The 6272-nt window shown below is 50.0% G+C and carries 7 protein-coding genes; all 7 read right to left on the reverse strand.

The window, feature by feature from the left end; all coding sequences use genetic code 11:
• Positions 1–107 precede the first annotated feature (107 nt).
• Positions 108–860 (reverse strand): L-cystine ABC transporter ATP-binding protein TcyN, encoded by a 753-nt coding sequence (gene tcyN, locus NNN64_RS22185; RefSeq protein WP_271442797.1) that lies wholly within the window; start codon positions 858–860, stop codon positions 108–110.
• A complete protein-coding gene (tcyL, locus tag NNN64_RS22190; RefSeq protein ID WP_061068102.1) occupies positions 857–1525 on the reverse strand; it encodes a cystine ABC transporter permease in 669 nt (222 codons plus the stop codon). The genes tcyN and tcyL overlap by 4 nt, the downstream gene beginning before the upstream one ends.
• 21 nt (positions 1526–1546) lie before the next feature.
• A complete protein-coding gene (gene dcyD, locus NNN64_RS22195; protein ID WP_115643231.1) occupies positions 1547–2533 on the reverse strand; it encodes a D-cysteine desulfhydrase in 987 nt (328 codons plus the stop codon).
• Between the two features lie 155 nt (positions 2534–2688).
• Positions 2689–3489, reverse strand: coding sequence for a cystine ABC transporter substrate-binding protein (tcyJ, locus tag NNN64_RS22200; protein WP_119174357.1), 801 nt, complete (start codon positions 3487–3489; stop codon positions 2689–2691).
• A 214-nt stretch (positions 3490–3703) separates the two neighbouring features.
• Complete coding sequence (gene fliZ, locus NNN64_RS22205; protein WP_040232441.1) at positions 3704–4255, reverse strand: flagella biosynthesis regulatory protein FliZ; 552 nt, start codon at positions 4253–4255, stop codon at positions 3704–3706.
• A gap of 57 nt (positions 4256–4312) precedes the next feature.
• Positions 4313–5032 carry an RNA polymerase sigma factor FliA gene (gene fliA, locus NNN64_RS22210; protein ID WP_005127740.1) on the reverse strand — a complete coding sequence of 240 codons (720 nt, stop codon included), beginning with the start codon at positions 5030–5032 and terminating at the stop codon, positions 4313–4315.
• A 196-nt stretch (positions 5033–5228) separates the two neighbouring features.
• A partial coding sequence (gene fliB / locus NNN64_RS22215) for a flagellin lysine-N-methylase (RefSeq protein ID WP_271442798.1) occupies positions 5229–6272 on the reverse strand: 1044 nt, incomplete at its 5' end.

Raw genomic sequence — 6272 nt, forward strand, 5'->3', positions numbered from 1 at the left:
GCCCACAATGCTGGCAGGATGAAGCAATAATAATAAAGCAGTAATTATAAATAGTTATGCAATGAGCACTCACCAAAAAACTATTTCGATGAGTGCTCTCTAACCTTTTATTGCATCAGGAACTTTTCAAGAAACTGACGGGTTCGCGGTTGCTGCGGATGAGTAAATAAGGATTTTGCAGGCCCCTGCTCCACTATCTTGCCCTGATCCATAAATATCGCCCGGTCAGCAACGTCACGCGCAAAGCTCATTTCATGTGTCACAATGACCATGGTGCGTTTTTCCTGCGCCAGCTGACGAATTGTATTAAGTACTTCGCCAACCAGTTCAGGGTCAAGTGCGGAGGTAGGTTCATCAAAAAGAATCACTTCCGGACGCATAGCCAGCGCCCGGGCAATGGCGACACGCTGCTGCTGACCGCCGGATAACCGCCGTGGATAGCTGCTCTCTTTACCCGCAAGCCCAACCTTTGTCAGAAGTTCACGCGCGCGCGCTGTCGCTTCCGCCTTCGGTTCTCCCTTCACAATGACCGGACCTTCAATAATGTTTTCCAGTACTGTGCGATGTGGAAATAAATTAAAGTTCTGGAACACAAACCCCACATGCTGGCGCAACTGGCGAATCAGTCCTTTCTGCTGGCTTAAGGAACGTGCGGTATCAATGGTAATGTCTCCGACCTTGATGGTGCCCGCCTCTGGTTGTTCCAGCAAATTAATACTGCGCAGCAACGTAGTTTTGCCTGAACCGCTCGGCCCAATAATCGCCACAACTTCACCAGGCTTAACGTCCAGATCAATGCCGTGCAGTACCGTTTGCCCGTGAAATTTTTTCACCAGGTTTCTGACTTCAATAGCACTCATTTCGGATCTCTCTCCTGGCGGTTGAGCTGTTCTTCAAAATAGTTCTGCAGCGCAGAAAGCACCGTCGCCATGACCCAGTAAATCAGCGAGGCCGCCAGATACATGGTAAACACCTCAAGCGTACGTGAAGTAATCAGCTGCGCCTGGCGGAACAGTTCCGGTACCTGGATGGTCGCGGCCAGTGAGGTGTCTTTCACCAGACTGATAAAACTGTTGCTCAGCGGCGGCAATGCCACGCGTGCCGCCTGTGGGAGAATCGCCCTGCGCATCGTCTGCCACGGTGTCATACCGATACTCGCCCCGGCTTCCCACTGCCCTTTGTCAATGGAGGAGATGGCCGCACGCAGCGTTTCTGCCGCGTAAGCCGCGGTATTCAGCGACAGACCGATCATTGCAGCCGGGATCGGGTCCAGCTCAATACCAAACTGCGGCAGACCATAGTAGATCATAAACAGCTGGGCAATTAACGGTGTGCCGCGAAAGATAGAGATATAAAAGCGCGCCAGCCAGCGCACAGGTAACAGTGATGACAAACGCATTAGCGCCAGGATGAACCCCAGCACCAGGCCAAAAAACATCCCGCCTATACTCAGTTGGAGCGTAAATACCGCCCCTTTCAGCAGATACGGCAGCGAATCAATGACCAGTTGGATACTTTCTTGCATTAGTATTTTTCTACCTGGTTGTCATACATGTGGATGGTAGGCAAATAACGCAGGTGCCCCACCGGTATGAATAAAGAGGATTGGCCCTTCATCTTTAAAGCGTTTCTGGCTGATACCGTCAATCAGGCCTGCCATCGCTTTACCGGTATACACCGGGTCCAACAAGATGCCTTCCAGACGTGCCAACAGTTTTACTGCCTCCATGCCTTCTTCATTTGGCGTACCGTAACCCGGCGCAAAATAATCATCCCACAGTAAAATATCTGCCGCCGCGGTCAGTTCCAGCTCACTGGCAATCGCCTGCTGAAGCGCAACGACTTTTGGTTTTTGGTCAGCAACGCTGCGTGAAACGGTGACACCGATAAGCTCAACATTCGGCATCAATTGTTCCAGCCCTACTGCCAACCCGGCGTGCGTTCCTGCGCTGCCCGACGCCACCACGACGGATGACAGTTCTACGGCACCTTCACACTGCTGAGCAATTTCCAGCGCGCTTTCGACATAACCCAATGCGCCCAACGCGTTAGAACCGCCAACCGGGATCACATACGGGCGGAACCCCTGCGCTTCAATCCGCGTCGCCAGTTCCTGAAGCTGCGCATTCGGATCGGTCAGCGCATCACACATTTCAATCTGGGTATTGAACAGATCGAGCAGCAGGCGGTTACCGTTACTGAGGTAATTTTCCGCAGTCGTGCCGATCGGGTTTTCCAACAGCGCCACACAGTGAAGCCCCAGCTTCGCCGCGACCGCCGCCGTCTGACGCACGTGGTTCGACTGGATAGCCCCTGCGGTGATCAGTGTGTCTGCGCCTTCACGCAGTGCATCCGCCGCCAGGAATTCCAGTTTGCGCAGTTTATTGCCGCCCATCGCCATCGGCGTGACGTCATCACGTTTAATAAAAATATCGCGACCGAGATAATCAGAGAAACGCGGGAGATATTCGAGCGGCGTTGGCGCACCAATAAATTCCAGACGGGGAAAGCGCGTTAAGTTATGCAGTGGCATAGAGCCTCCGGTGTTTACTCATCATCCTGTGGGCGACAAGCAGCCCAAAAGCCTGAGAGTAGAAGTTGTTGTGATGTTCTTTTTATTATGCACGTTCAGGCGCAATGGAATAAAAAAAGGCGCTGTTAAAGGCGCCTTTTTTATCCGAATGATGATTATTTCGTCACATCCGCTCCAAACCATTTTTCGGACAGGGCTTTCAGCGTACCGTCTTTTTGCATCTCGGCAATGGCGGCATCCACAGCTTTCAGCAGATCTTCATTGCCTTTACGCAGCGCCACACCAGATTCCTGGCGGGAGAAAGCTTCACCGGTCACGGCCAGTGTGTCTTTGGTTTTCTTCACCAGATCCAACGCGGCCAGACGGTCAACCAGAATGGCATCGATACGGCCTACGCGCAGATCCTGGTATTTGGTCGGGTCATCATCATAGGTACGAATATCTACGCCCTGCACGTTCTGACGCAGCCACTCTTCGTAGTTGGTCCCCAGACCAACACCGACTTTTTTACCTTTCAGGTCCGCGGCGGTCTTAATCACGCCTTCGTTACCTTTCTTCACCAGCGCCTGGATACCAGAAACCGTATATGGGGTAGAGAAATCGTATTTCTTCTTACGTTCGTCAGAAATGGTTACCTGGTTTATCACCACATCGATACGTTTGGAATCTAACGACGCCAGCATACCGTCCCATTTGGTCGGCTTGAGCGAGGCTTTCACACCCAGATGTTTAGCCAGCTCCTCGGCAAATTCCACTTCAAAACCGGTCAGTTTGCCGTCGTCACCCTGGAAACTAAACGGGGGATAAGTCCCTTCCAGCCCCACCAGCAGCGTGCCGCGCTCTTTCACTTTATTTAGCAGACCTTCGTCCGCAAATGTTTTTGCGCTCATACCCGCGACAAGTGCAACAGCCATTACACCCATCAGCGCCTGACGTCCCAGAAGTGCTAATTTCATAGTTACCCCGAATATTGTCATTAGTGACTGCTATTTATCCACAAAATCATTCGAGTTGCATCAAGGCGGCAAGCGAGTAAGTCCCCAGGAGCTTACTAAAGTAAGTAACTGGGGCGCCAACGCAGAGACAGCTTGAAGGATGACGTGTGTATGAGCGTAGTGTAGAACGTTCGCCGTAATTCACAAACACGACTCTGTTACACCTTATTCGTTTTTAATATATATCAGAACTGGCTGTCCAGGCGGATTTCTGCATATGCCCCATATGTGTATGGGCTTTAAACTGCTCATACTTACGTAGCGCAATGCGGTAGTTATTGGTGCTGGTTTCTGGCAGCCACGGAGCGAGGTTTTCGTCGAGGAACCCTTCCTGCAGCAGGTCGTGGGAAATTTTTTGTTCGGTCAGATGATTGCCAAGCCGACGCAGGCGAACAACATATTCGCGCACCGTACCGTGGCTCATTTCGGTTTGCTCAAACAAAAATTGTTTAAAGCCGATAATGTCAAAGAAGTCGCTTTGCTCTTTGCAATGCAAATCACCGCAGAAACGGCACAACGCCACCCACTCTTTTTTCTCTTGCGCCCATTCAGCATCATCAAGCAACGTGTCCAGGCGGGAGATGGCTATCTTATTCACAATCTGCCCGCGACGAACCAGCGTGATCCTGTCGAGCAACTTAAAGCAATGGGCGCAATGCGTCTGGCTGTGTTTGAAATCTTTGAGGTAGCGGCTTAGTGGCCGTCTTTTTGATTGCTGCACCGTCATGAGAACTCCTGGTAGTCAATACGTTATGCGGCATTGTTCAGGGGCAAAGATTACCCCTTATAGCTTACCCAGCTTGGTGCGTAGACGTTTGATAGCCTGGCTGTGCAACTGACTGACCCGTGATTCGCCCACTTCCAGAACAGCACCAATCTCTTTCAGATTCAGCTCTTCCTGATAGTACAGCGTCAATACCAGCTTCTCGCGCTCCGGCAATGCATCAATAGCATCCATCACGCGCTGACGGAGGTTCCCCTCAAGAAGCTGTTGTAACGGGTTTTCTTGCTGATGTTCTTCTGTCACCAGCTCAATACTATCGCCATGCTCTTCCCGCCACTCGTCGTATGAGAAGAGTTGGCTGTTATTGGTATCAAGCAACATCTGACGATACTCTTGTACAGGGATCCCCAGACGCTCCGCCACTTCAGTTTCCGTCGCGTTGCGCCCTAATTCCTGCTCCAGTTGTCCCATCGCCTGTGCCACTTCGCGGGCATTGCGCCGAACACTACGCGGCACCCAGTCCCGGCTGCGTAGTTCATCCAGCATAGCCCCACGAATACGCTGCACTGCGTAAGTGGTAAATGCCGTTCCTTGCAAAGCGTCATATCGGTCAACTGCATTCAATAACCCGATGCCGCCCGCTTGTAGCAGGTCATCCAGTTCCACGCTCGCCGGCAAGCGCACCTGAAGGCGCAATGCTTCGTGACGCACCAACGGTACATAACGCTGCCACAGCGAGTGTTTATCCATTACACCTTCAGCGGTATACAGTGAATTCACGATAAACAGCCCTGCGTTAAATGAGTTATCGGCATGATTATCCGTTTCTGCAGGGGGTTCTATCGGAGGAATAAGGCTATAAAAGAAGGGTTATTTCACTTATGTAGGTTATGGGGTTATTTCGCGGAGAAAATAATCAACCATAAATCAAATGGTTAACGTGCCAGGGATGCGCTTTCACGCATCCCTGGTAAAATTATGTCAAGAGATGAATCATCGACAGGTCATCACCCGTTCTGACGGTCTCGATGTGCTTGTGGAAGTTCTCATGCACGATCGGATTATGCTGGCTCAGGGAATGGAAGCTGTAGACGATATTGATCGCATCTTCCTTCTCCAGATATGTTCTCTCATAGGCACTTGCGGCGATCAACATTTTGATAAAGTAGTATTCAACGCCTATCATATATAAGGATCGTAACGGGTCTACATTCTTTTGATTCGGGAAGTTGTTTTCCCAAATTTTATACAAAATAAGATTTTTAAGATCGAATCCAGTCTCATCCTGTTGCTCGTAAACCTTCTGCCAGGTCGCCTCTAGTCTGGCGATCCCCTCATCTACAGACTGCATATCGTCCTGAGTTAACGTTCTCAGTAAACACTGAATATAATAATTCAGCACACCACTCGATCTGCTCCCTGAGTTACTGCGAAAATAGTCCTGCAACAAAAGCACTAAGGATAATTTGATATTTCGATCCGCCGAGAAATCTGACAACTCTTTTCTTAACTCGCCCGATTGAAGTTGAGTCAGCAGCGCATGATAAACGGGTTCAATCTCTGCCAACGCAGTATTATCAACCGCCTTAAATTTCTCGATAAATAGCGCAAATTTAATCAGCGCATAAAGTCCGGCGTTGATATCACGCCCAGCCTGATCAACAAGACTTAAACAAAAAAGATTCAACAACTTTTGTTGTGGTGTAAGCGCGGGTTTAACATTAGCCTGCGGCTTAACGATGCTTTTTTCATTTAACATCATCGCATTAGGGTCTGTTAATACAATACTAACAACCTCAGGGCAGGATAAATTTAGCGATTTTCTCACATCATTTTTATAAGTGCGCTCAACACGCGGGAATGTCTGACAGGTCGGACTTAGCGCCTGGGCTCCCAGCGTTTTTTGTACCTGGCACAGACTATCTTCAGTGAGGTATGGGCAGTCCCCTGTGCCATCCGCAAGTTTAATCATCCCCCACTGCGTAATATCTTTCTTAAGCAGAATAATACTCTCTTTAGC

The organism is Citrobacter sp. Igbk 14 (assembly GCF_028069825.1).
Lineage (GTDB): Bacteria > Pseudomonadota > Gammaproteobacteria > Enterobacterales > Enterobacteriaceae > Citrobacter.